This window comes from Aeromonas sp. QDB56 (assembly GCF_027705505.1).
Lineage (GTDB): Bacteria > Pseudomonadota > Gammaproteobacteria > Enterobacterales > Aeromonadaceae > Aeromonas > Aeromonas caviae.
This window is the reverse complement of record NZ_JAPDBZ010000337.1, coordinates 1-516: the sequence shown is the minus strand read 5'-3', so window position 1 is coordinate 516 and position 516 is coordinate 1. Positions and strand designations below refer to the sequence as shown.

1 pseudogene is annotated in these 516 nt (G+C 52.9%); it reads left to right on the top strand.

Annotated features, from left to right (window positions below):
- Nucleotides 1–72: 72 nt before the first annotated feature.
- A pseudogene (locus tag OKB81_RS20760) lies at nucleotides 73–249 on the top strand (calcium:proton antiporter); the annotation flags it as partial.
- Between the last annotated feature and the right edge of the window lie 267 nt (nucleotides 250–516).

Sequence of the window (516 nt, the reverse complement as noted above, 5' to 3'; positions counted from 1 at the left end):
ACAGCCTTGCTCCCCCAACTCAAGTCGCATTTATGAATAATTAGTCAAAAATGTGCTTATCTGAACAGCATTGCCCTGATGGGGCAGGAAGTGCGCCTGGGCCTCTCCCCTGCCGACATGGTGCTGCTCATCACCACCCTCATGGTCTGTAAAGTGACCTTCAGCAGCGGCCGCACCCACGCCCTGCACGGCGCCACCCATCTTGTGCTGTTTGTCGTTTACCTGTTCCTGATGTTTGAACACGGATAAGGCTGCCAGCACTCACCCCGTGCTGTTCGTGGTTTATCTGTTCCGGATGTTTGAACACGGATAAGGCCGCCACCACCTGCCTGCTGCCACTCTGCGCAGCGCGCTTCCGATGGCCAAGCACAGGAGCGGCGCCCAAAGCCCAGAAATGAAAAGACCGCCCCATGGGCTAATGCCGATCAGTTAAGGATCCATTCATGTACAGGATCTTTAGCAGCAACCAATTGAAATAGATATAAAAATGGCTTCGATTGTGATCTGATTTTATCG